Origin of the sequence: Klebsiella sp. YJ, from assembly GCF_002108615.1 — a bacterium.
GTDB classification, from domain to species: Bacteria; Pseudomonadota; Gammaproteobacteria; order Enterobacterales; family Enterobacteriaceae; genus Klebsiella; species Klebsiella planticola.
Genome location: NZ_MTEG01000031.1, coordinates 19,251 through 42,281 on the forward strand (window position 1 = coordinate 19,251; position 23,031 = coordinate 42,281).

Sequence of the window (23,031 nt, forward strand, 5' to 3'; positions counted from 1 at the left end):
ATCAGACTACGGCCTGGACTTCTATTTCGACGTCTAAATCAAAAGCAAGGCGGCTGGTGACAACGCTCCTTGCGGGGAAACCTTCCGGGAAGAACGCGCTGTAAGCGGCATTGAATTCGCTAAAGTGCTCCATGCTGCTTAGCCAAACCTGGACTTTCACAATGTTGTTCAGCGTGGTATGCGCTCGCGCCAGAGTTTCCCGGATGGCATGCATGATATGCCGGGTCTGCTGGGCGACAGAGCCATACAACGGCTCACCTTCGGGGCTCATGGCGACGTGCCCGGAAAGAAAAACAAACCCGTTCACCCTCACGGCGTCTGAAAAGGGAAACGGTTTGGTCGTGGGGTAGCGTACGATAGACATGTGTCAGATTTGCCCTAAAGAAAGTTGAGTAGCACGGTAGCATGACTTCATTTGCAATTAAACAAAATTATCATTTTAAACATTTGTTGATTTTATCACGGTCATTTATCTCTCCTCGCTGAGCATCGACAGATATTTTGTTGACGGGACTGGACATGCCCTGAACCCTGTTTGAGTACTCTAAGTCCGGGCATGCCCGCCTCTGGCACGAAGCGGACGAGTTAACTGAGTGGAAGGTGCGCTCTGAGCGAGGGGCAGATCAGACGTTGCCGCAACGGGAGATTTCGCTCCCGGATGTTAAGTCGCTGGAGTGGGACTGCAGCTTTTGCCGTCAAAATCCTTTATGCTGTGCCAAACTCCTGTACAGGGTATGACCATGATAATAGTAGAGAAAGCAGACCCGTTAGATGCAGAATCTCATCGGTTAATCGAAATGCTGTCATCAGAACTTGCCGCTATTACCGGTGATAATGGCAAAAGCCATTTTGCCATTGACGCAATAAATGGCGACAATTCATTATGGGTCCTGGCAAGGAATACTCGTGGCAATGCGATAGGATGTGGCGCTATCAGGCCAGTAACACAACATATAGCTGAGCTTAAGAGGATGTTTTCAGACCGAAGCGAGCCTGGTGTTGGCCATGCTTTACTCCGTTTTCTGGAAACATCGGCAAGGGAGATGGGATACAGCGAACTCTGGCTAGAAACCCGGCTCATCAATCATAAGGCTGTCCGTTTTTACGAAAAAAATGGATATGTCCGTATTGAAAATTATGGTCCCTACATAGGCAGGAAAGAGGCCGTTTGTTTCTCAAAGGCATTGCATTAATGGCGTCCTATGTCCGCTTATGGTTGAAGGAGACAGATTGCCTTCATGGGTGCAAATATTCCTCGTGAATTTTTATGATGGTACTGTGGTTATGTTTTCTGTTCCCTTCCCTGTTATTACTTTGTTTGCACTATTGTTTTTAATAGTCGTTGCGCTATTTCCTGAAAAAAATCGCCACAGCGGTACCCTGCGTTTTCTTATCGCCTGCACAGTCCTTCTTTCTGTAAGCACGCTGCGCTGGGAATACGAGTCAGCCATGCTCAGGAATATTCAATCAGTCCTGGCAATACTTCTGCCCCCTCTCGCATGGCATAGTTTCATCTCAATGACTGAAGCCAGTAAGCAACGTCGCTGGCTAGTGCTGCTTTTACCCCCGACCATTGCATTTTTGATCAGGATAGTTTGGCCGGTTGCGACTGATTTCATCCTGTTTATCCTGTTTATGGGATACGGATATGGTCTCTTTCGTATTGCATGGCAGGGGGAGCATCACTTCACGCTGAACCGACTGGCGGAGTCAGCACATACGGTAAAGATGGCTTTTTTCGCCGGCAGCTTTCTGTGTCTATCTGCGCTGACAGATCTTGCGATTATATTTGACTTCAACATCACCGGTGGAAAACAGGCCCCGGGTATGATTGTCATTTTCCAGATGGCGCTGCTTCCTCTCATCGCCGCGGCGATTGTCAGCGCGGGAAGGACAACGGTATCAGGAAATGATAACCGGGAAGAAACGCCCCCCGAAAGTGTTGTGAGATCCTCAGGAGAGTTTGAGGCGATTTATCGCAGACTCGAGAAACAAGTCCGTGAAACACAGATTTATCTTAATCCCGACCTGACGCTGAGTATTCTGGCCAGAAAAACAGGCATACCCGCGCGACATCTTTCAAGCGCAGTTAATTCTGTGAGTCAGTGCAATATATCGCAGTGGATCAATGGCTTCAGGATTGAACGGGCAAAGGAGCTGCTGTTAAACCCCCTGCTGCCCGTGACGGATATAATGTTGGAGTCGGGATTCACCACTAAATCAAATTTTAATCGTGAATTTCTGCGCGTTTGTGGTGTGTCACCTACTTTGTTCCGGCAGAAGATGCAGTGTAATCAAGCGAAGAATTCAGGAACTCACTGATCTTACGAACCAGATTTTGATGAATACTCGATCTCTTTGCATGGGGGCCATCCTGGCAAACAACTTCATCGCCAGGTGATTCTTCGTTCAGGAGATTTTCAGCACCGGGTTTACAAAGCTGCATGAAACTGAAATGTGTTGCGCCTTCAACGATCTCATATTGCCTCCAGCCTGGGTTCATTTTGGCAGCCAGATACCCAGACTCCTGTCCTGCAGGTAATTCTGCCAATCTGTCCGCCTGTGCGGCTAAAATCAGGACTGGAATGTTAATAGCATTCAGACTCTGAGGGGTAAACCCCGGCGCTAATCCTGAGTCAAGAGAGACGACAGCCCGGATCCTTGCATCCCTGTTATTTGCGGATATTTTTTCCACGGAAAGCGCGTCATTAATGCCCAGCTTTTCTGTTAACCGGCAGTCGCCGCGTTTGGGATGGTTTTGACAATCGTTGATAAACAAGGAAGGGTTAAATCGCGCACCCGCTAGCGACATGACTGTCCATCCGCCCAGAGAATGCCCTAAAGCCGCAATACGCTCCTTGTCCGTTGCCCCGAAAAGTGCCGGGGAGTCGATGACGAAATCAATAACCCGGGAAATATCGTGCGGACGTCGCCACAGCTTTTTAGCCTCTGGAGGATTCTGATCAAATGTAGTCGTGCCTGGATGATCCGGGGCGGCAACAATATATCCCTCTGCGGCCATCGCCGCAGCAATCCAGGACAGATTCCGCCAGTTGCCATTGTATCCGTGCGAAATAACCAGGAGAGGATGTGCTCCAGGTAATGGTGGCGCATCGGGGTTCACCATAACGCCAACAAAAGCGGGATTACTTCCTGTATTCACTGCTCTTCCCTCAGAAGAGGCTGGATACCACACCGTCACATTTAGAGTTTCCGACTTTGGGTCTGATAACTTTATCTGACGAAAGCCTGGAGATGCCTGTACTTGTATGCCGTAAAAGTAAAAGAAGACAGACAATAAACAAAAAACGCGTATGCACATCATAATATTCCTGTGGAGATGAATTTGTGCAACTTGTATATATCAGGTTCGGTATCCGGGCGTCCTGGAACACGATTGAGGTCGTGAATTTGGTTTTTTTCAGCATTTTACATGTACATCTCTTACATCAGAGTGTCTGAGTGTCACTCCCAATGCATTAAGCGTTGTTGCTATGTAGTCGCTAAATTGAGATATCCGTCTTGGGGATGCGGACGTTTTCCTGGACGGGTTATGTTGTCAGCAACAGGTGCTAACGTCTGGTGGGGCGAATCATGACCACTATTCTGTGATCTTTTCCCGGTTTCCCTTTTTCATAGCGCCATTCATTTTTCATGATACTGATGACTTTATGTTCAAACTCCGGAGTAGTTGTCGATTCAAGGATTTGTGTATTCTGAACTCTTCCGTTTGCATCAACATCAAACTGTACCCGCAGGGCACCCGGCAGTAGCTTTCCGTTCTTATCGTGAGTGGTGATAGCTGTAGTTGCAGAGGAAGTGCTGCCAGAGGGTGTGCTGTCGCTGGCCTGTGTACCAAAGCAGACAGCCAGAAGAAATGGCAGCATGAGAGTGAGGAGTCTGATAGATTTCATAAAGCGTCCATGTCTTAAAATTAACCATATGATAGATATCCTTAATGGTTAAGTACACAGCCAAACAACCCAATGAAGATGGCACAAAGAGGCAGCGAGATAGTCAGCGCCTGCATAGCTGTATCGACGCAATTCGCCTTGCTTTTAAGGGCGGCCTGCAGGATTTGCTGCTGACTCATCAGTCATAGTGTTCTTCACCCCATACCGCTATCCGTTTCGCTGCTAACATCAGGCTTAAAAAAATTGCGAAGAACTCTTTGCATGACTGATACCGCAGCAAATGAGATAGCGCCACACTTACCCTTACTCTTTGAAAATGAAGCCAATGGGATTCTTCAGGATCCGATCGGTGCGGGGATCGTGCTGTATGTTTGTCACATGGGTCTGGCTCTCACCGGCACTGGCTTTTACTCCTTTGCTGGCGCGCTTATCTTCTTTGGTCCAGGCTGGAACTTCCTGTACCTGCCCTTGTTACAACAACATTCAGTTCTGCTGAAAAAGGTCTGGCTCAGGCTGCGAAACCGATCTGCCAGCGATATCGGCTCTGGCAGATCGGTTTGGTCTGCTTCCAGGTCAAGCTGAATGCGAAAGCGGTGATGGTGGGTTCAATCAGCGGTAAATCACCCACTGTAACGAGTATGACCGGGAGCAACACAACGCGCGTCAGTCCGCCTTCTCGCTCAGCTTCTCACGCATAAACTCAATAAAAACCTGCGTTTTCGCAGGGAGCAGTCGCGTTTCAGTCAGAGCATAAACCGTGACCGCTTCAGCCTTCCAGTCAGGCAATACCCGGGTCAGTTTATTATCCGCAACGTCTTCCCCGACAATTTTGTCAGGCTAAATCGCAATACCTGCTCCCATTGAGGCAAAACGACGCATCATACCAATGCTGTTCATCTGAAAGCGCCCGGAAGTTCTGATGCTAATCCGGCTTTCTTCGCGATATAAGTGCCAGTGACCGGGCTTATCCTGCCGCATACCAATACATTCATGATCCGTCAGCTCATCAGGGTTACCGGGATTGCCATTCTGAACTAAATAGTCGGGGGATGCGTAAAGGCTGCGTGAAAGCGACCCGAGCTTGCGTGCAATGAGGCCGGAATCGGGCAGACTCCCCATGCGAACTGCCAGATCATAGGGCTCCGACACCAAATCAACATTTCTCGGCGTTAAATCAAAATCGAAGCTGATACCCGGATAGCAGTCCGAGAACGCTTTAATCAGCGGCGCGAGAATCACCACCGCAAAATCGGCCGGCAAAGAGACTCGCAGCATACCCTGCGGCTGAGCCAGGAGAGAACCCAGCTGCTCATGCGCCAGACGTGCTTCATCAATGATGCGCCGGCTTCGTTCGTAATAAATCTGACCGGCTTCGGTCAGTTCAATCTTGCGCGTCGTCCGGTGTAACAGCCTGAGGCCGATAAACTTTTCAAGCTCATTTATTTTACGCGACAGCGTGGAATTTGGCATGCCCAGAGCCTGAGCTGCGCCACGAAAACTGCGCGCTTTGACAACTTCGACAAAGTAGGACATGTGGTTAAGAAGTTCCATGTTTATTGTGCCATGAATGGAATATTCAATTCTGATTTTAGCTATTTATCCCAAAAATTAACAGGATATACTTTAAATATTCGCAGGGAAAAACCTGCATAACCCCTGACAAATACTATATACGTCAGTCAGTTAACCAAAACCCACAGGATTAATTTTATGAGCTTTGAAAAATTCACCTCTGACAATGCCGCCATGCTGTTGATTGACCATCAGGTCGGCACCATGGGCTGGGCTAAATCCATGGCGTTTGACGAACTTAAACGCAATGCGCTGATGCTGGCTAAATCTGCCGCCATTCTGGATATGCCGGTGGTTCTTACCTCAAGCATGGAAGAATATGCGCAGGGGCCGCTGCTTGCAGAACTGAAAACTATTCTGCCAGAAGAATTTGAAGCACGAATCAAACGCATGGGCATTGTTAATGCCATGGACGATGAGAACTTTGCCGCCGCGGTTAACGCTACCGGCAGAAAGAAACTGATTATTGCAGGCGTAACTAACGATGTCTGTACGGTCTACCCGGCGCTGTCGCTGGTTGCTGCCGGGTTTGACGTACAGGTTGTTGCGGACGCCGGTGCCTCACCAACCAAAATGGCTGATGACATTGCGCTACGCCGTATGGACAAAAATGGCATTACCCTGACGACAACTAACCAGCTAATTGCTGAGCTGGCAGGAAGCTGGGCAACACCTCAGGGGGAGAAATTAGTCCAGGTATTAATGGAATCCTTTCAGTAATGAATAAGCCAGCAGCCTCGTGCGGCAGCGCTTTACGCCTTCCGTGCGGGTCTGCCTTCCCGGATAAAAGAATCACAACAATGCTTAAAATTGAAAACAGCAGAAAACAATCGCATGGCTCTGGCGGATTCGGTATCGATATCCTCTGGCCGGGAATGGTACAGAATTCAGATGACAGTGGTATTGGGGCAATTGGCCGTATTGACCAGGCAAACGTAAAAGCGGGAACGGTCATTCCCATGCATCCGCATAAAGATGATGAAATTCTCACTTACATGCGTAAAGGCAGAATGCTGCATCTGGACACGGTCGGTAATGAGGAAGAGATTACTGATACCCGACTGATGCTCATGAACGCCGGACATACCTTCCAGCATGAGGAACGCATTCTGGGTGAAAAAGGTGAATCAATGCAGTGTCTGCAGATTTTCATTCGCCCCTCAGAAACCAACCTGACACCTCAGGTTCAGTTTCATGATTTCGGCACGCCTTACAGTGACAATAACTGGCGGCTGATTGCCGGCCCTGAAAACGCACCGTTAACTTTTCGTTCTCAGACGTGGGTACAGGACGCGCGGCTTGCTGAAGGTAGCGAGCTGACGCTGCCGGCGGTTCCGGTCAGTAGCGCGGTGCGCCTGTTATATGTCTTTGAGGGCGCAGCCCGGGTTGGTGAAATCGCCCTAAATACTGGTGAGAGCATGATTATCGAAGACGGCGACGTTCACACCGTCATCGCGTTGGATACCACTGATCTGGTGCTCTTCACCACTGATCCCGCGGCAAAAGTATTCCGTGGCGGTATGTTCAGTGGCAATATGCGCCCGCACCGGTAAAGGTATTTATAAAATTTCACAGCAGCTCAGTCATTCTTTTCAATTGACAAGCAGAATACAGCACTTTGAATTTTTCACTCACCGACGTTGAGTGATGTTTATCACCCGGAATCCGGATATTACTTTTTAATTTTAATTCAATATTAAAAACATCATGTATTACTGAAATTTTTATGTATCCAGTCAGCATACTGAACACCTGCATTAATTTTTTGTTCTTTATTAATACCGCGCTGTTTTACCGACCTGACTTTTTATCAGGCTACAGGAAAAGAAAAATGGATAAAATATTTACCCCGTTCAAACTCGGGCAGTTAACGCTGAATAACCGTCTGGTGATGGCCCCCATGACCCGTAGCCGTGCTGAATATGACGGTACGCCGGCTGACATTGCGGTTGAATACTACGCACAGCGCGCCGGGGTGGGCCTTATCGTTGCAGAAGGGACGCAGCCCAGCGATGACGGACAGGGTTACTTAATGACGCCCGGTATTTACACCGACGCACACGTGGCGGGCTGGAAACAAATCACGTCAGCCGTTCACAATAAGGGCGGTCATCTGTTCATCCAGCTTATGCATACCGGCCTCATGAACCATCCTGACAATACGCCGCACCATCGTCAGGGCGTGGCGCCTTCCGCTATTGCCCCTGGCGTACAGATGTTTACTGCAACCGGCATGCAGGATATTCCGGTGCCACGCGAACTGACAACGGAAGAAATCCGCAGCACGGTTGCTGATTTCCGTTATGCGGCACGGCGTGCTGTTGAGGCTGGTGCCGACGGCGTGGAAATCCACGGCGCTAATGCCTATCTGATACACCAGTTTTTAGCACCAAGCGCCAACCAGCGCATCGATGAATATGGCGGCTCCATTGAGAACCGTGCCCGTTTTGCGCTGGAGGTGGCGGCAGCCATTGCAGAAGAGATTGGCGCAGACAAAACCGCGATCCGTCTTTCCCCGGGCAGCCAGATTTGGGGTATTAATGAAGGTGAGGAAGGCCCGGCGCTTTATCGTTACCTGGTTGCTGAATTGAATAAGCTCGGACTGAGCTACCTGCACATTATGCACATGGGCAATGAGGAACTGCTGGGTGAACTGCGGGCGTTATGGACGCAACCGCTGATCCTGAATCGCCCCGGGAAAAGCAGAGAAAACATCGGTGATGATATCCAGTCCGGTCTTGCCGAACTGGAATCTTACGGCCAGATGATTCTGGCTAACCCGGACTTTCCAGAGCGGGTGAAAACAGAGGCGCCGTTGAACAGCGCAGATCCGACGACCTACTATGGCGGTGGTGTCAAAGGATATACTGATTATGCCAAAATGTAGTCAATTTATTATGCCCTGAAAGGGCGTAGCAAGCCCCTTAAAAAGAAGTCTCTGCCAGTCGTGGGAGATTGAAAGCCAAACACAATAAGACAGAACCAAAACCAGATGATGACCACGCCCACAGGGCGTGGTTTTCAGTTGGCAATAAAAAAGGATATGTCTTTAGGCATATTTTTTACTATCACCGTCCAACGATATCGCGCTTGTCGTGCGGGGTGATGGTATTACTGACTCTTCATTAGCCCCACTACGTAAACTGTTTCCAGTTACCCACACTTATACTCACTCAATGAGTCACTCGAATATTGACGAGTCCGGCCGTTGAACTCACGGCACAAAGCGGACAGCTGTAGGACTTACTGTCTGCTTTGTGCGAGGGGCCGACCTTAATGTTGCACATCCATGGCTAGTTTGTAATCATTTGAATTACTTTAACAGAAGCCGTATTCCCAGAAAGGCCATGACTCCCCCGCTTAATTTATCGATGAACTTACGGTATTTAATGTAAGTCTGACGCGGCCCGTCCGTTGATAATACGCATGCTACGACTGCATACCAGAGTACATCAATAGCGAAAGCCATTAAGGGCAGGATAATATACATGGCAGGCTGAATGTTTTTACTAAGCGCGGCGGAAAAAATACTGGCAAATACCAGAGCGGTATGCGGATTACTAATTTGCGTGAATACGCCAGTGAGAAAAGCTTTTGAGGCGCTGACTTCCTCTGTCACGGCAGAATCGATAAACTTGTTTGCAGGACGCCGAAAGATTTTTAACGCAAGCCATAACAGATATAAACCACCGGCAATCTTCAGGCCTGTGTAAAGCGATGGAACCAGTGTCAGCAGGGTGTGAAGGCCCGCCAACGCGATGGCGGCAAAAATAAGCGCACCAAAACCCATTCCGGCCGCCACAGATAATGCCGTCCGTCTTGAACTGGACATGGCCGTGCGGGCAACAAGAAGAAAGCTGACTCCCGGGCTCATAGCGCCAAAAAGGATAGCAACGCCAATCGCAGAAAGCGCAATCAAATCATTTGTCATTCATCTTCTCCCTCATACTAAACGTCAGCCAGTGTCGAACCACACATCTCATGAATCGCTCCCAATTGTCACCATAGCACAACGTCAGCAACTTCCGCCTCTGGCAAAGAGCGGACTGGACATGGCGTTTAGTTCTGGCGTGTAGTCAATGTGGGTTTTCGTTTCATGGCAACGTCCCCTCTTCTTGAACAATAGCGTGGCATCGAGCCGTTGAGCTCACAGCGAAATACAGGCGCTGGAAATTCATTTTACCAACGGGACCCACTGTCGCGACTCAATGCCGCCTTATGTTGCTAAGGAGATATTGCTCAATTTCTGATGCATGAAGTCAATGAGCGCTCTTGTTTTAGCGGGCAAGTAACGCCGATCGGAATAAAGGGCGAACAATTGCAATGGGGCTGGCGATTGTTCAAACTCAATCTCGATTAACCGTCCATCGCTAATGTAGGGTTGGCAGGCTTGTTTCGATAGGATTGCAAAACCCACGCCTGCTACCGCAGCGCGTCCTGCCATCTCTCCGCTGTTTACCCGATAATGCCCTTTAACCTTAATTGTCTCGAATCCCCCCTTCATATTGACAAACTGCCAGGGGGCACCTTTCAGCGCACTTACCGTTGTAATGCAGGGTAATTCTTCAAATTGCCGAATATGAGAAGGGGTGCCATAGCGCTGAATGACGGAAGGGGCTGCAACAATGGTGCAAGGGATAGTCACCAGATGCCGGGCTATGTAGTCACTGTCATCCATCTGACCACGAGTAATAATGATAGCTAAATCCAGATCATCTCTCAGGGATTCGAGGCCTGACAAATTTGTAACACAGCTGATCTCCAGGTCCGGGTACTGACAGGCGAAATCGGCAATAACAGAACCCAGCAATGCGGGACCTATTTCATTGGGAATACAGATGCGTAGTGGCCCCTTGAGCTGCATTTGCCGCAACGTTAGCTCGGTCTCAGTTTGCTCAAGCGCCTCCAGTAATGGCTTCGCGCGGATATAGAGCAGGTGCCCCGCCTGGGTGAGTTTCATATGTCGGGTGCTACGCTCAATAAGCTGAAGATTCAGTTTTTCTTCTAACTGAGAAATACAGCGACTCACGTTTGATGTCGGCATTGCAAGGACTCTTGCGGCCCCAACGAAACTTTCTCTTTCAACCACCGCGATAAACACTTTCAGTGTATTAAAATCAAGCGCTGAACGCATCAACTATCCCATATTTGATAATAATAAGTGCCATTTTTACCATCTAATGAACATCATTGATAGTGGTTAAACTCGGATATCTTTCAGCCACAGGTTGCTTACTATGCCACTGGTCACACAGACGTTTAATCATAAAACCCTCATGCGGATAGCCATTGTAATGGCTTTTGTCCAGTTCACTAATGCATTGGAATATATGGCGTTAACGCCCGTTTTTGCTTTTATGGCCGAGGGGTTTTCGGTTCCTGTATCATTTTCTGGCTATGTCTCTGGTATGTATACGCTGGGTGCGGTGCTTTCTGGGATCGTTGCTTTTTATTGCATCGATCTGTTTAATAAAAAACAATTCTTGTTCACGAATATGGTGCTATTGGGAGCACTGACATTTTTGTCCACCCTCACTACTCATTTTGACATTCTTCTGGCACTGCGATTTTGCGCAGGAGCGGTTGGTGGTACGACAATGGGTGTGGGTATGAGTATTTTAATAAATTATGCCCCGGCAAACTTACGTGGAAAAATGCTGGCAACGGTAATTGCGTCATTTTCGCTGGTCAGTATCGTCGGCATGCCAGCGATATTATTTTTATGCACGCACTATGGTTGGCATACTGCGCCAGGGTTAATCAGTTCGCTTTGTCTGTTATCTTTACCGTTGATAATATTTATTATCCCCAGGGATACGGCCCCATCAGGCGTGAAGAGGAATCTATCTATTGATGCTCAAACCTTACTTTTTGCCTCTTGTACTGCCCTTGTACAATTCAGTCCAATGCTGATCATTCCCATTTTGGCGCCCTTAATGACGCAGTATATGGGCGCACAACAAAACCTATTACCTTTATTGTTCTTAAGTGGCGGGATAGCCGGTTATCTGTCTACAAAAATAACAGGCATGCTGACATCACGTTTATCTGCTCTGATGCTGGCAACAATTTCAACTCTGTTCCTGGTAGCAAGTTTGCTGATTCCGGCGATGGGTTATCATAATGTATTTCTATTTATAACCTTATTTCTTGGCGCTTCATACAGTCGGCTGGTTTGCGCGTCGTCGGTTGCTGTCCAGTATCCTGAGGATGAACAACGAGCCAGCTTTACTTCACTACAGACAGCCATGATGTACCTGATAACAACTCTCGCATTCTTTCTGTCTTCCTTATTACTACCGGACCAGGGAATAACAACGCAAAATCTGAACAGACTGCTGGTTGTCAGTGCATTAGCCGCCTCTGTATTTCCCGTAATGGTCATAATACTTCAAAAGAAACTGGCTAAACGCACTATCCCGGCTGACCACTTCATCATTGATTAGCATAACGTCCGCTCCTGCCGCGGAGCGGACCGTCAGACTCTGCTCCGTTCGGTTTCAGGCTGTCTGCCCCCCTTCCCCATAGACGACATCCCGGCTTCCCCTGCCTTTTATGACACGAGTCATTAACTAACACGCTAATAAATAATAAAAATACGACAGAATGAAGGGACCAGGCACAATGCGATTGTTTATTGGCATAACGTATGGCGCTCCGGCAATCAACCCCCTTAGCGCCCGCTCAATTCGCTTCCGTCACGCTCTTACCCACCCCGGCCCCTGCACCACCGTTTTGCGCTAAGCCGTGTCACCCCATATTGGTCTATCGCCTGTGTACCTTAACGCCTGCGCCATGAATCTGCTGAGAGATCGTTTTTTAAGTAACTTGCATTTTGATAGTTACTATGTCAATTTGCTCCCGAAAGCCACCTATCTATCCGGGCCAGTCCATGAAAAATGAACCGCTTTGCCACGCTCCCTGCCCCATCGCCCGTAGCCTTGGCCGCATCGGTGACAGCTGGAGCATAATGATCCTGCGCGACGCCTTCGCCGGCTTTACCCGCTTTGACGAGTTCCAGAAAAGCAGCAACGTCGCGCCGAATATTCTTTCACGCCGCCTGAAGGCGCTGGTAGACGACGGCCTGCTGGAGAAGGTTTGCTACAGCAGCACTCCGCCGCGCTACGAATACCACCTCACGCAAAGCGGCCGCGACTTTCGCATGGTACTGCTGGCGCTGGCGGAATGGGGTAACCGCCACTTCTCACCCGAAGGCCGTCAGATGCAATTGGTGGAAAGTGAAACCCAGCGGCGCGTGGAACCGATCCTGGTCGATAAAGCGACCGGCGAAGAGATTATTCCGGGTAAATACACCATGGTGCCGGGACCCGCCGCTTCGCCGATGATGAAATACCGTCACGACTATCTGTTGCGCAAACGCGAAGGCGATAGCGGGCAAAAATTCCAACCCGAACCCTACCGGGATGCCAGCAATGAACCCGGCCAGTAAGAAAAGCGCCTTCGTCCTGGCGGCACTCGCCGTCGCCGCACTGGCGGCAGCGAGTTACGGCGCTTACTGGTGGCATACCGGGCGCTTTATCCAGACCACCGATGATGCCTATGTTGGCGGTGACATTAGCGCCATCTCCAGCAAAATCTCTGGCTATATCCAGCAGCTGGCGGTGCAGGACAATATGGCGGTGAAAAAAGGCGATCTGCTGATTCGCATCGACGACCGCGATTACCGCGCCGCACGGGCAAAAGCCGTCGGAGAAGTGGCGGCGCAGCAGGCCGCGCTGGCCGATATCATTGCCACCCGCCAGCTACAGCAGGCGACGATTGCCGGTTCTGCGGCCTCGTTACAGGCCGCCGCCGCGGCGGCCGAAAAATTGGCTAACGACAACCGGCGCTATAACGCCCTGGCCGCGTCGAGCGCGATTTCCGCACAAATCCGCGATAACGCCTCCGCCGATTACCGCCGGGCGCGCGCCGAGCAGGATAAAGCAAAAGCGGATAAAACCGCCGCCGAACGCCAGCTGGCGGTGCTGGATGCCCGCCAGCAACAAACCCTGGCCGCCCTGACCCAGGCCCAGGCTAACCTCGAGATGGCCACGCTGAACCTCAGCTATACCGAAATTCGCGCGCCGTTCGATGGCGTGATTGGCAACCGCCGCGCGTGGTCCGGTTCGTTCGTCAGCAGCGGCACGCAGCTGCTGTCGCTGGTTCCCGCGCACGGCCTGTGGATTGACGCCAACTTCAAGGAAAACCAGTTGGCGCATATGCGTGCCGGCCAACCGGTAACCATCGTGGCCGATGTGCTGCCGAACCGCACCTTTAAGGGCCATGTCACCAGCCTGGCACCGGCGACCGGCTCACGCTTCAGCATTCTTCCTGCGGAGAACGCGACGGGGAATTTTACTAAAATCGTTCAGCGCGTACCGGTTCGCATTGCGCTGGAAGGAGAAGGGGCAAAACTTGACGTACTGCGCCCAGGGCTATCGGTAGTCGTCACCGTGAACGAAAAGAGCCGCCGATGAGCACCGCTCAGGCGCTGTCCGTCCCGCAGGGTCTGTCGATGCCGATGACGCAGAAGATCTTCGCTTTCGCCAGCATGTGCGTGGGCATGTTTATCGCGCTGATCGATATCCAGATCGTGTCCGCCTCGCTGCGGGATATCGGCGGCGGCCTCTCGGCGGGCGACGATGAAACCGTCTGGGTACAAACCAGCTACCTGATCGCCGAGATCATTATTATCCCGCTTTCCGGCTGGCTGGCGCGGGTCATGTCGACGCGCTGGCTGTTTGCCGCTTCCGCGGCGGGCTTCACGCTGATGAGTCTGCTGTGCGGCTGGGCGTGGAACATTCAGAGTATGATCGCCTTCCGCGCTCTGCAGGGGCTGGCGGGCGGATCGATGATCCCGCTGGTTTTCACCACCGCCTTCGCCTTTTTCCAGGGTAAACAGCGGGTCATCGCCGCCGCGACGATCGGCGGCCTGGCCTCCCTGGCCCCCACGCTTGGCCCGACGGTGGGCGGCTGGATCACCGAAAACTTCAACTGGCACTGGCTGTTCTTTATCAACGTTATTCCGGGGATTTACATCGCGGTTGCCGTACCGCTGCTGGTGAAAGTCGATAGCGCTGACCCCTCGCTGCTGCGCGGTGCCGACTACCTCAGTATTCTGCTGCTGGCGTTATCGCTCGGCTGCCTGGAATATACCCTCGAAGAAGGCCCGCGCTGGGGCTGGTTTGACGACGCCACCCTGACGACGACCGCCTGGGTCGCCCTGCTGTGCGGCGTGGCGTTTATTATCCGCACCCTGCGCCATCCGCAGCCGGTCATGGATCTCCGGGCCCTGCAGGACCGAACCTTCAGCCTCGGCTGTTATTTCTCGTTTATGGCCGGCGTCGGCATCTTCGCCACCATCTATTTAACCCCCCTGTACCTCGGTAGCGTGCGCGGTTTCAGCGCCCTGGAAATTGGCCTGGCGGTATTTTCCACCGGCCTGTTCCAGGTGATGTCGATCCCGTTTTATTCGTGGCTCGCCAACCGCGTCGACCTGCGCTGGCTGCTGATGGCCGGGCTGATCGGCTTTGCGGTGTCGATGTACAGCTTTGTGCCGATAACCCACGACTGGGGTGCCGACCAGCTGCTGCTGCCACAGGCTTTTCGCGGACTGGCGCAGCAGTTTGCCGTCGCGCCTACCGTAACCCTGACGCTGGGCAGCTTGCCTCCCGCGCGCCTTAAGCTGGCCTCCGGGCTGTTTAATTTAATGCGCAATCTCGGCGGCGCCATCGGCATCGCCCTGTGCGGAACGGTGCTTAACGACATGACCAATTTGCATTACAGCCGCCTGGCGGATCATCTGAATAACGCCAACCTGGCAATGAGCGATTTTGTTCAGCGCAGCGCGGCAAACCTTGTCGCTCAGGGGATCTCCCCGGATGCCGCTCATACGGCGGCGCTGAAAAATCTTTCCGCACTGACGCTGCGGGAGGCACGAACACAGGCATTTTCCGATGCTTTTTACCTCATCATGATCGGTTTTTTGATTGCCGCGCTGCTGGTTCCCTTAATGAAAAAGCCGCCGGCACACTGATATTACAGGAGAGTTGATTATGGGCGTTTCAGCTAAACGCATTGTCGTGACCGGGATGGGGATTGTCAGCCCTCTGGGCTGCGGCGTACAGCACGTCTGGCAGTCGCTGCTGGCAGGTAAGTCAGGTATTACCAGGCTTAGCGAGCAGATGGTCGAAGACATTCCCTGCAAAGTGGCCGGGCAGGTTCCGTCCATCGAACGCGATCCGCTGCACGGCTTCGATCCGCAGGCGACCATCCCGGCCAAGGAACGCAAAAAGATGGATCGCTTTATCGAATTTGCGCTGGTTGCCGCGCGTGAGGCGCTGACGCAGGCCGGGTGGTCGCCGGCATCAGCGGCAGAACAAGATCGCACCGCAACGGTAATCGCCACCGGGATCGGCGGGTTCAGCGAGATCGCCCATGCGGTACATACAACGGACCAACGCGGGCCGCGTCGCCTGTCTCCGTTCACCATCCCCTCTTTTCTTGCCAACCTGGCCGCCGGACATGTGTCTATCGCCCACGGTTTCCGTGGCCCCATCGGCGCGCCGGTCACCGCCTGCGCGGCAGGCGCGCAGGCCATTGGCGATGCTGCACGGATGATCCGCAGCGGCGAGGCGGATATCGCCCTCTGCGGCGGCGCAGAAGCGGCAATTCATCGCGTTAGCCTTGCCGGGTTTGCCGCAGCAAGAGCGCTCTCCAGCGCAGCCAATGATCAGCCGGAAGCGGCTTCCCGCCCCTTTGACCGCGACCGCGATGGTTTTGTGATGGGAGAAGGCGCCGGGCTTATCGTGATTGAATCGCTGGAACACGCGCTGGCGCGCGGCGCCACCCCGCTGGCAGAGCTGGTCGGCTACGGCACCAGCGCCGATGCTTATCACCTGACCGCTGGCCCGGAAGACGGTAACGGCGCGCGTCGGGCCATGGAAATGGCCATTCGTCAGGCGGGGGTGGCAGCAGAAGAGATTGACCATATCAACGCCCACGCCACCTCGACTCAGGTCGGAGACAAAGGCGAACTGGCGGCGATAAAAAGCCTGTTCGCCACGCATCCCGTCGCCATTACGTCAACGAAATCAGCAACCGGCCATCTGTTAGGCGCGGCCGGCGGGATTGAGGCCATCTTCACCATTCAGGCGCTGCGTGACCAGGTGGTACCGCCGACGCTGAACCTGCATCACCCCGATGAAGACGCGGAAGGCCTGAACCTGGTGGCGCGGGTGGCCCGCCCGCAGAAGATGCGTTATGCGCTGTCGAACGGTTTTGGCTTTGGCGGCGTCAACGCCAGCCTGCTGCTGAAACGCTGGGAATAATGGTTCCGCTCCCCTTCTGGCAATGGCCGGCGGGGGAGTTCTATCAAGGCAAAACGCGCATTGATACTCACGGTCTATTTCGGCTTGTTGATGCTTAAGTTTTCCCCGCGTCTTTCTCGAGGGCGTTACCGCCGCGTAGCATCGGCATCGACTGGCGGCGGGCCGTCGCCGGTTTTGGCGGGTAGCGGCGGGCGCCACCACACTTCATGCCCTGCTGCAGATGATGACCGTCGCCCCCGGATCCCCAGATGGGCCAGCGCGGTTTTAACCTTTAGTGTGAATCTCAACGCAGGGAACACAGTCCGTTTGCGCAGCCTGTTGGTAAATAATATCGTGGGTGCCGACGCAACCAATCGTTCATCTGCCTTGCTGCCGATTAAAGCATCCATCACTCAGTTGAGGAGCCAGACCATGCCTGATAATCATCCGGACTCACAGCATATACGCTGGCAACAGGAAATGGCGTCACGACGTGGTGAGATCAGGGAGAAAATCAGAGCCTATACCGGACGGCGTGAACAGATTCTTTGCCCCTTTCCCGGCGTGAGCGTTGTGGAATTACACCGCCCGATGCCCCCCTACGCTTGTCTCTACCAGCCCAGCGTATCGCTGATTCTTCAGGGGGAGAAGCGCGTCAGTCTGGGCGAAAAAACCTATGCCTATAATGAATCCCACTTTCTTCTGACCGCCGTCAATTTGCCGACCGTCGCCGAAGTGATGCAAGCCAGCGCTGAACAACCGTTTATCTCGCTGCTGCTCCAGCTGGACTTATCTCTCGCCCGGGAAGTGATGATCGACATGAAACAGTACGGCAATGACGCGGAATACAGAGATGAGGGAATGTCGCTCGGGCCGGCAGACGGCCCGCTGCTTGATGCGCTGCTACGCTATCTGAACGTCAACGAACATCCTCAGGATAAAGGCTACATGGGTAACCTCATTCAGCGCGAAATACTGTATCGCATTCTCACCAGCCCGGCGGGCAGGACCTTAAGAGAAACCGTATTGACCGGCTCCAGCGGGCAACGGATATCCGTGGCCATGGACTGGCTACGCGATAACTATGCGCAGCCGTTAAAGGTCGAAGCGCTGGCGCGGATTGCCGGTATGGGCGTCTCCACGCTGCACCACCATTTTCGCCGCATGACGAACATGAGCCCACTGCAGTACCAGAAGCAGCTACGGCTTCTTGCAGCCAGACGGTTGTTATTGTCGCAAGATGCGGATGCCTCGACGGCGGCGATAAGCGTAGGGTATGAAAGCGTCAGCCAGTTCCACCGTGAGTACAAGCGTCAGTTTGGTATCACGCCGATCGGCGATAAAGCCCTGTCGCTGGCGGCCTGGACAGGGCGCCCCTACTGAAGATCAGCGTACAGGCTGACACCGGTTCGCCGATGTCAGCCGTCCTTATCAGGCCGACAGCGAGGCCATATCAATCACGAAACGGTACTTCACCTCTCCCCGCTCCATGCGTTCAAATGCCTGGTTAATCTGCTGTATCGGGATGATCTCGCACTCCGGGTAAACCCCTTTCTGCGCGCAGAAATTCAGCATCTCCTGGGTTTGCGCAATGCCGCCGGAAGGTGAGCCGGTAATGCGGCGGCGCCCCAGGATTAGCGGTAAGGTGCTGAAACCCTCCATATTCCCCAGATTGCCAACAATCACCAGCGCCCCTTCGATATCCAGCAATGGCACGTACGCAGAGAGATCGTGCCGGGTGGGGATCGTGTCAATAATCACGTCGAACGAGGAGCCTGCCCGCTGCATATCCTCTGCTGATGTCGACAGTAAAACATGTTTCGCCCCCAGCTCATGCGCCTCCTGAGCTTTTGCCGCGCTACGGGTAATCACGGTGACCGTAGCGCCCAGCGCCTCTGCCAGACGTACGGCAAGATGTCCCAGGCCACCGATGCCAATCACCCCGACGCGTGAGCCCGGCCCCACATTCCAGGTGCGCAGCGGGGAGTAAACGGTAATACCGGCGCACAGGAGCGGCGCGGCGCGGGAAGGATCGAGCGCTTCCGGCAGATTTAAGACAAACTCTTCTCGTACCACGATATGTTTCGCATAGCCGCCATAGGTTATCTCACCTGAAATGCGATCGCGGCCGTTGTAGGTCACCGTCGGAAATTCTCGGCACATCTGCTCTTCGTGTCGACGGCACTGATCGCACTCCTGGCAGCTGTCGACTATCGTCCCGACGGCCACCATTTGCCCGACCTGATAGCGGCTCACTTCACTGCCAACCTCAGTCACCCGGCCAATAATTTCGTGCCCGGGAACGCAGGGGTAAACGGTCGCCCCCCACTCTTTCCAGTCATCCCGGGTTTGATGCAGATCGCTGTGGCACACCCCGGACCACAGGATCTCAATCGCCACATCATTCCTGCGCAAGGCGCGTCGTTCAAAGCTGAAGGGAACCAGCGGAGTGGTGGCATTAAGTGCGGCATAACCCATCGTTTTCATAGCTGCTCCTGTTGTGCATTAACCTTGCTGAACTGTAGCGGCCAGATGCACAACCCGGTGAGCCCGATCCTGCCTGATGACTGCCTATTACTCTTGAGCCGTGAATATCCGTTCGCGGGAAGATATCGCCGGGCTTATCTCCTGCGACGATATGCAGGGACCTGGCTGAATAGCGCCGTTGGCGGGCGCGTATGGCGCTTCACGCGCAATGTGGCCGGGAACATCGCAGGGAATAAGAGCGGGAGGAAAGGCGTTGGCCAAGTGGCTTTTTTTAACCCCACTCAATGGTAACGGGCGCTGTGAACTCATTTGATCCTCCGCCTGAAAGGCATATGAAGTGAATGATTCACTCGCTCGAGAACCAGCCTGTCACCTCAGGCTCATCGTTTTCATTCCCTGCTCCGGATCAGGTCTATGAATTCCATTCATAGCGCCTATTTAATCAGCGTAATTATCTTTAACCGCATCTTCGTTAATCTGGGGATATCGGCTGAAGACACAATATGAAATACAGCAGGAAAGTAGCTACCGCTGATGAGAGTACCCCAGCCTGCGCGGCTGGGGCGTCATCGGAGGCTAACTAAATATGCTTATCGAAGAAGACGTCTAATTTTTGCATTGCCTGGTCAACGTATTTAGGCACCCAATACGTTTCAATATGGGTAGCGCCATCGATCAGGAACAGTTCTTTATCCTTCGTACCGCTGGCTTTCGCAAACGCATCTTCAGTCATATAGAGCGTATCGGCTTTTGTACCGGCAATCATCAGCAGCGGTTTATTGATGAGATTGATATGGTCCGTTACGTCAAAGCTCATCAAATCCAGAAGGCTGCTGGTGGTGTATTTAAACGTGGAGTTCGGGTGTGCGTGGGTTTTCCAGTAGTACTCGTAGCCCTGGCGATACAAGGCAAAAGGTAATTTAGCAATCTGTTCATCAGTCAGGTTGGCATCGCCGGAGTAAAGCACTTCGCCTCCGGCTGCTTCCTGAGCGCGAGCGTCAGAAGCCTGCTGAAGCCGCTGCTGGATGGTCTCCAGCTGTGAATCCTGCATACCGTTGCGGCGCACAAGACCTGAATTAAACATGCTGATAGTTGCAATCGATTTGAACCGTTTGTCCGTCTCGGCGGCAACCAGTGAATACCCGCCGCCACCGCAAATGCCAAGCAGGCCAAGGCGGGAAGTATCAACCCCGGGATACTGGCTGATGTAATCCGCCATACCGTGGATATCCTCGATACGATTTGCCGGTTTATCCACGCTGCGAGGCATCCCACCGCTGGCGCCCTGATACGCGGCGTCGGCGGTAATCGTGATGTAGCCCTGCTCAGCGAGACGCTGGGCATACAACCCGGCGACCTGTTCTTTTACACCGCCATTAGGATGCGCGACTACCACGGCAGGGTATTTTTTGGCGGGATCGTAGTTAGCTGGCGTATAGACGTTGGCAGCAATCTGGATGCCGTGCAGATCGTATTTCACCGAATGAATATTGACCTTGCCTTTGACGTTCTCAGTAATGGCACCGTCATAGGCCAGTGTGAATGGATTTTTCTTGTAATCAGCCGCATTGACTGAGGTCACTCCGGCCATTGCCGTGAGTAGCATGGCACTGATAAGCGTGAATTTCATGGTCTCTCCCGATGAGTGTCGGCCTGGTTATACAGGCTCGCGAAATTAAATATGCAGCCTCAGGTTAGGGAGAACAGGCTGTCAGCTGCGTGACCGAGAAATAACATTTTTGTCAGGAAGCGGCCGGGATGGGGAAGTGTTCCTGACAGCGCTGTCAGGTAAGCGTCAGCTTTATGTTGGCTAGCAAGGAGCAGAATGATCTCGCTTAAAGGAGATTCATGTTCAATTTTCTGAGAAACGGAGCGATCAATGAAAAGCCAGAATGCCCCAACAATGCCAGAGCGGCGCAAGCTATTAGTCGCCGGGGCGGGTATTGCCGCCGCCTCGCTGATTCCCCACGTATCGGCGGCGAGCCAATCCTCTCAGGTCGATACATCCAGACAAACCAGCCAACGCAATGCTGCTCCGGGCAAGCGTAAGCTCGGGAAGCTGGAAGTTTCTGCCGTCGGTCTGGGCGTGCAGAACATGAGTCGCAAATACGACACGTCCGTTCCCTGGCGTCCCGAGATGGTCAATGTTATCCACCGGGCATTTGATGAAGGTGTGACGTTCTTCGATGCCGCCGAAGCCTACGGCCCGTTTGAAGTCGAAAAAATTCTCGGAGAAGGCGTCGCCCCGTTCAGGGACAAAATCGTTATCGCCACCAAGTTTGGCTGGAACATTGACCAGCAGACGGGTAAGCGTCTGCCGGGCCTTAACAGCAGGCCGGAGCATATCAGGCAGGTCGTCGACAATATGCTCAAACGCCTGCGTACCGATCGCATCGACTTACTGTATCAACACCGTGTTGATCCGCAGATCCCGATCGAAGATGTCGCCGGTGTGGTGAAAGATTTAATGGATCAAGGAAAAGTCCTGCACTGGGGTCTGTCTGAAATGGGTATCAACACGTTGAGACGCGCCCACGCAGCATTACCCGTGACCGCCGTACAAAGTGAATACTCCATGCTCTGGCGCGGCCCTGAGAAACAGGTGCTTCCGGTGTGTGAAGAGCTGGGCATTGGGTTCGTGCCATGGAGTCCACTCGGCGTGCAATTTTTAACCGGCTGGATTGATGAGAATACCCGGTTCGCTACCGGTGATTTCCGCGCGACAGAAACGCGCTTCTCGCCTGATAACCTGCCACACAACTTACAACTGGTTGAACTACTGAAATCCTGGGCAATAAGAAAAAATGCCGCGCCGGGACAGATTGCGCTGGCATGGCTCCTGGCCCGTAAACCCTGGATAGTTCCCATCCCTGGCACCACCAATAAAGACCATATGCGGCAAAACACAGCGGCTAGCGGCGTGTCGCTGACCGCCACGGAGATGACCGAGCTCACTCGCTCACTGGATACCATCACTATCCAGGGTCAACGTCTGCCGGATGCCGTGCAGGTTTATTCCGATGTTGAAGCACCGTTGCAAAGTTAAGAGGAAATCCCGTTATGCGCCTGTTGTTAGTCGAAGATGAAGAAAAAACGTCAACCTATCTCAACCGTGCGCTGGGTGAGTCCGGATTTACGGTCGATATCTCCGCCGATGGCGCGGAAGGCCTTCATTACGCGCTGGAGTTCGATTATGACGCCATCATTCTTGATGTGATGCTGCCGGGGATGGATGGCTACCGGGTACTCGAGGGGGTGCGAGCCGTCAAACAGACGCCGGTGCTGATGCTCTCGGCACGGGGATCGGTCGACGAACGGGTCAAAGGGCTTCGCCTTGGCGCTGATGATTATCTCCCGAAACCCTTTTCGCTTATTGAACTGGTGGCGCGTATTCAGGCCCTGGTGCGGCGCCGGGCTGTGGATGGCGCAGACATCACCCAGCTGCACATTCACGATCTGCATCTCGACTTACTGGCTCGCCGGGTATTTCGCGCCGGAACCCGACTGGAACTGACCGCGAAAGAGTTTTCCCTGTTGAGCCTCCTCTCCCGCCATCAGGGAGAAATTCTGTCAAAGATGATGATTGCTGAGCAGATATGGGACATGAATTTTGACAGCGATGCCAACGTGGTTGAAGTCGCCATTAAACGTCTGCGCGCCAAAGTGGATGCCCCGTTCGACATTAAGCTGCTTCATACCGTCCGTGGCATGGGGTACGTCCTTGAAGTCCGCGCTGAATAAATGAAGGG

General features: G+C 52.9%; 22 protein-coding genes. 14 read left to right on the forward strand and 8 right to left on the reverse strand.

All coding sequences use genetic code 11. The features are described from left to right. Position 1: 1 nt before the first annotated feature. Positions 2-364, reverse strand: a complete 363-nt coding sequence (locus BV390_RS25355; RefSeq protein ID WP_032700102.1) for a RidA family protein — start codon at positions 362-364, stop codon at positions 2-4. 376 nt (positions 365-740) lie between these two features. On the opposite strand from BV390_RS25355, the gene BV390_RS25360 reads away from it, so the two are divergent. Beyond that, a complete protein-coding gene (locus tag BV390_RS25360; RefSeq protein WP_102047545.1) occupies positions 741-1,193 on the forward strand; it encodes a GNAT family N-acetyltransferase in 453 nt (150 codons plus the stop codon). A 37-nt stretch (positions 1,194-1,230) separates the two neighbouring features. Beyond that, positions 1,231-2,322, forward strand: coding sequence for a helix-turn-helix domain-containing protein (locus BV390_RS25365; protein WP_227502921.1), 1,092 nt, complete (start codon positions 1,231-1,233; stop codon positions 2,320-2,322). Here BV390_RS25365 and BV390_RS25370 read toward each other — a convergent pair. Then, on the reverse strand, positions 2,264-3,325 hold the full coding sequence (locus BV390_RS25370; protein WP_077267085.1) for an alpha/beta hydrolase family protein: 1,062 nt from the start codon (positions 3,323-3,325) through the stop codon (positions 2,264-2,266). The two genes, BV390_RS25365 and BV390_RS25370, sit on opposite strands and share 59 nt — an antisense overlap. A gap of 247 nt (positions 3,326-3,572) precedes the next feature. Next, a complete protein-coding gene (locus tag BV390_RS25375; protein WP_064385401.1) occupies positions 3,573-3,914 on the reverse strand; it encodes a TonB family protein in 342 nt (113 codons plus the stop codon). Positions 3,915-4,175: 261 nt separating this feature from the next. Between BV390_RS25375 and BV390_RS31640 the strand changes: the two genes are divergently transcribed. After that, a complete protein-coding gene (locus BV390_RS31640; RefSeq protein ID WP_064385402.1) occupies positions 4,176-4,496 on the forward strand; it encodes a hypothetical protein in 321 nt (106 codons plus the stop codon). 255 nt (positions 4,497-4,751) lie between these two features. Here BV390_RS31640 and BV390_RS25385 read toward each other — a convergent pair whose 3' ends face one another. Continuing rightward, a complete protein-coding gene (locus BV390_RS25385; RefSeq protein ID WP_227517250.1) occupies positions 4,752-5,465 on the reverse strand; it encodes a LysR family transcriptional regulator in 714 nt (237 codons plus the stop codon). Positions 5,466-5,624: 159 nt separating this feature from the next. On the opposite strand from BV390_RS25385, the gene BV390_RS25390 reads away from it, so the two are divergent. The 3 genes from BV390_RS25390 to BV390_RS25400 all read left to right on the forward strand — a co-directional run bounded on the left by BV390_RS25390 (position 5,625) and on the right by BV390_RS25400 (position 8,373). Next, positions 5,625-6,206, forward strand: coding sequence for an isochorismatase family protein (locus tag BV390_RS25390; RefSeq protein WP_032700107.1), 582 nt, complete (start codon positions 5,625-5,627; stop codon positions 6,204-6,206). Between the two features lie 80 nt (positions 6,207-6,286). Then, positions 6,287-7,039: a pirin family protein gene (locus tag BV390_RS25395; protein ID WP_046852655.1), complete on the forward strand. Its 753-nt coding sequence runs from the start codon at positions 6,287-6,289 to the stop codon at positions 7,037-7,039. A 278-nt stretch (positions 7,040-7,317) separates the two neighbouring features. Beyond that, positions 7,318-8,373: an alkene reductase gene (locus BV390_RS25400; RefSeq protein WP_085397465.1), complete on the forward strand. Its 1,056-nt coding sequence runs from the start codon at positions 7,318-7,320 to the stop codon at positions 8,371-8,373. 426 nt (positions 8,374-8,799) lie between these two features. Here the strand turns inward: BV390_RS25400 and BV390_RS25405 are convergent, their stop codons facing one another. Together BV390_RS25405 and BV390_RS25410 are read right to left on the reverse strand one after the other, a co-directional pair. After that, positions 8,800-9,417 (reverse strand): LysE family translocator, encoded by a 618-nt coding sequence (locus tag BV390_RS25405; RefSeq protein WP_032695925.1) that lies wholly within the window; start codon positions 9,415-9,417, stop codon positions 8,800-8,802. Positions 9,418-9,702: 285 nt separating this feature from the next. After that, positions 9,703-10,620 (reverse strand): LysR family transcriptional regulator, encoded by a 918-nt coding sequence (locus BV390_RS25410; protein ID WP_032695924.1) that lies wholly within the window; start codon positions 10,618-10,620, stop codon positions 9,703-9,705. Positions 10,621-10,723: 103 nt separating this feature from the next. Here BV390_RS25410 and BV390_RS25415 point away from each other — a divergent pair, with 103 nt between their 5' ends. The 6 genes from BV390_RS25415 to BV390_RS25440 all read left to right on the forward strand — a co-directional run bounded on the left by BV390_RS25415 (position 10,724) and on the right by BV390_RS25440 (position 18,178). Continuing rightward, positions 10,724-11,932, forward strand: coding sequence for an MFS transporter (locus BV390_RS25415; protein ID WP_085397451.1), 1,209 nt, complete (start codon positions 10,724-10,726; stop codon positions 11,930-11,932). A gap of 446 nt (positions 11,933-12,378) precedes the next feature. Then, complete coding sequence (locus BV390_RS25420) at positions 12,379-12,936, forward strand: winged helix-turn-helix transcriptional regulator (RefSeq protein ID WP_032700116.1); 558 nt, start codon at positions 12,379-12,381, stop codon at positions 12,934-12,936. Beyond that, on the forward strand, positions 12,920-13,963 hold the full coding sequence (locus BV390_RS25425; RefSeq protein WP_046852660.1) for an HlyD family secretion protein: 1,044 nt from the start codon (positions 12,920-12,922) through the stop codon (positions 13,961-13,963). Before BV390_RS25420 ends, BV390_RS25425 begins: the two co-directional genes overlap by 17 nt. Then, positions 13,960-15,522, forward strand: a complete 1,563-nt coding sequence (locus BV390_RS25430) for a DHA2 family efflux MFS transporter permease subunit (protein WP_085397452.1) — start codon at positions 13,960-13,962, stop codon at positions 15,520-15,522. The genes BV390_RS25425 and BV390_RS25430 overlap by 4 nt, the downstream gene beginning before the upstream one ends. Before the next feature lie 19 nt (positions 15,523-15,541). Then, a complete protein-coding gene (gene fabF, locus BV390_RS25435) occupies positions 15,542-16,816 on the forward strand; it encodes a beta-ketoacyl-ACP synthase II (protein WP_064793953.1) in 1,275 nt (424 codons plus the stop codon). Between the two features lie 411 nt (positions 16,817-17,227). Continuing rightward, positions 17,228-18,178 (forward strand): AraC family transcriptional regulator, encoded by a 951-nt coding sequence (locus BV390_RS25440; protein ID WP_032695918.1) that lies wholly within the window; start codon positions 17,228-17,230, stop codon positions 18,176-18,178. 48 nt (positions 18,179-18,226) lie between these two features. Here BV390_RS25440 and BV390_RS25445 read toward each other — a convergent pair whose 3' ends face one another. Next, a complete protein-coding gene (locus tag BV390_RS25445; RefSeq protein WP_046852663.1) occupies positions 18,227-19,282 on the reverse strand; it encodes an NAD(P)-dependent alcohol dehydrogenase in 1,056 nt (351 codons plus the stop codon). Positions 19,283-19,862: 580 nt separating this feature from the next. Next, positions 19,863-20,888 (reverse strand): alpha/beta hydrolase, encoded by a 1,026-nt coding sequence (locus tag BV390_RS25450; RefSeq protein WP_227517251.1) that lies wholly within the window; start codon positions 20,886-20,888, stop codon positions 19,863-19,865. A 273-nt stretch (positions 20,889-21,161) separates the two neighbouring features. Between BV390_RS25450 and BV390_RS25455 the strand changes: the two genes are divergently transcribed. Next, a complete protein-coding gene (locus BV390_RS25455) occupies positions 21,162-22,328 on the forward strand; it encodes an aldo/keto reductase (RefSeq protein ID WP_185954684.1) in 1,167 nt (388 codons plus the stop codon). A gap of 14 nt (positions 22,329-22,342) precedes the next feature. Then, entirely contained in the window at positions 22,343-23,023 is a 681-nt protein-coding gene (locus BV390_RS25460) for a heavy metal response regulator transcription factor (protein WP_032695915.1), read from the forward strand. Positions 23,024-23,031: the final 8 nt, after the last annotated feature.

Bases quoted from the DNA above. Each gene is read 5' to 3' on its own strand.
- BV390_RS25390 (WP_032700107.1), top strand. From the start codon at position 5,625: ATGAGCTTTGAAAAATTCACCTCTGACAATGCCGCCATGCTGTTGATT.
- BV390_RS25450 (WP_227517251.1), bottom strand. From the start codon at position 20,888: ATGCTACTCACGGCAATGGCCGGAGTGACCTCAGTCAATGCGGCTGAT.
- BV390_RS25445 (WP_046852663.1), bottom strand. From the start codon at position 19,282: ATGAAAACGATGGGTTATGCCGCACTTAATGCCACCACTCCGCTGGTT.
- BV390_RS25455 (WP_185954684.1), top strand. From the start codon at position 21,162: ATGAAAAGCCAGAATGCCCCAACAATGCCAGAGCGGCGCAAGCTATTA.
- BV390_RS25395 (WP_046852655.1), top strand. From the start codon at position 6,287: ATGCTTAAAATTGAAAACAGCAGAAAACAATCGCATGGCTCTGGCGGA.
- BV390_RS25460 (WP_032695915.1), top strand. From the start codon at position 22,343: ATGCGCCTGTTGTTAGTCGAAGATGAAGAAAAAACGTCAACCTATCTC.
- BV390_RS25425 (WP_046852660.1), top strand. From the start codon at position 12,920: ATGAACCCGGCCAGTAAGAAAAGCGCCTTCGTCCTGGCGGCACTCGCC.
- BV390_RS25355 (WP_032700102.1), bottom strand. From the start codon at position 364: ATGTCTATCGTACGCTACCCCACGACCAAACCGTTTCCCTTTTCAGAC.
- BV390_RS25420 (WP_032700116.1), top strand. From the start codon at position 12,379: ATGAAAAATGAACCGCTTTGCCACGCTCCCTGCCCCATCGCCCGTAGC.
- fabF (WP_064793953.1), top strand. From the start codon at position 15,542: ATGGGCGTTTCAGCTAAACGCATTGTCGTGACCGGGATGGGGATTGTC.
- BV390_RS25415 (WP_085397451.1), top strand. From the start codon at position 10,724: ATGCCACTGGTCACACAGACGTTTAATCATAAAACCCTCATGCGGATA.
- BV390_RS25410 (WP_032695924.1), bottom strand. From the start codon at position 10,620: ATGCGTTCAGCGCTTGATTTTAATACACTGAAAGTGTTTATCGCGGTG.
- BV390_RS25440 (WP_032695918.1), top strand. From the start codon at position 17,228: ATGCCTGATAATCATCCGGACTCACAGCATATACGCTGGCAACAGGAA.
- BV390_RS25360 (WP_102047545.1), top strand. From the start codon at position 741: ATGATAATAGTAGAGAAAGCAGACCCGTTAGATGCAGAATCTCATCGG.
- BV390_RS25430 (WP_085397452.1), top strand. From the start codon at position 13,960: ATGAGCACCGCTCAGGCGCTGTCCGTCCCGCAGGGTCTGTCGATGCCG.
- BV390_RS31640 (WP_064385402.1), top strand. From the start codon at position 4,176: ATGACTGATACCGCAGCAAATGAGATAGCGCCACACTTACCCTTACTC.
- BV390_RS25405 (WP_032695925.1), bottom strand. From the start codon at position 9,417: ATGACAAATGATTTGATTGCGCTTTCTGCGATTGGCGTTGCTATCCTT.
- BV390_RS25375 (WP_064385401.1), bottom strand. From the start codon at position 3,914: ATGAAATCTATCAGACTCCTCACTCTCATGCTGCCATTTCTTCTGGCT.
- BV390_RS25400 (WP_085397465.1), top strand. From the start codon at position 7,318: ATGGATAAAATATTTACCCCGTTCAAACTCGGGCAGTTAACGCTGAAT.
- BV390_RS25370 (WP_077267085.1), bottom strand. From the start codon at position 3,325: ATGATGTGCATACGCGTTTTTTGTTTATTGTCTGTCTTCTTTTACTTT.
- BV390_RS25385 (WP_227517250.1), bottom strand. From the start codon at position 5,465: ATGGAACTTCTTAACCACATGTCCTACTTTGTCGAAGTTGTCAAAGCG.